This window comes from Oleiphilus sp. HI0132 (genome assembly GCF_001635845.1).
Genome location: NZ_LWGJ01000541.1, coordinates 1 through 651 on the forward strand (window position 1 = coordinate 1; position 651 = coordinate 651).

Sequence of the window (651 nt, forward strand, 5' to 3'; positions counted from 1 at the left end):
GTTCTGTCGATAAAACTCTTCACGCTTTCGTGCTTATGCGAAAGCTATAAATAAATCCTCTTTATAATCAAATTTTGAGAAACGACACTATGACTGCGTCTAAACTATTCGCACTAATCACTTTAATTTTATTTTTGTCTGCTTGTGGCTCTGACAGTAAAAATATAACACTGCCTGATTGCCCCGAGCCAGATAATAGCTCCGACACAATTTCCGAGTCAGACCTCTGTGGCAAGGCTTTTATCGACGACCTTGGCGATGATACCTATGTTATCTTCAGTTTTTTCTCTGACATGACCTTTGAATTCACCGGAAACGATGATAACGATTCACGTTTAGCGAGCGTAACGAGCGGTACATGGGCAGTGGTAAATAACGAGGTAATTGTTTACCTTGCCGATGAAACACTTACCTTTAGAGAGTCTGCGATCGAACAGGGCCAATACTGCTTCCAACTTCCTGAAGACGATGTCAGTCATATCAGGCATTGTGCAGTAGAAGCAATTCAACCTTCGTTAAGTGATCTCACTAAAGAATTCTACTATGAAGACTGCCCTTTCTGCTCTATTGAGTTCTTTGCTAACAATACGGGCGCTACCAACGGAGATGAAAATGATGGCTCGTCTTTTTCATTTTCCTGGAGTTTTCAAG

General features: G+C 41.3%; 1 protein-coding gene. It reads left to right on the forward strand.

The genetic code is table 11. The features are described from left to right. Positions 1-89: 89 nt before the first annotated feature. Positions 90-651, forward strand: a 562-nt coding sequence (locus A3766_RS06470) for a lipocalin family protein (protein WP_156508737.1), incomplete at its 3' end; no start/stop codon positions are given.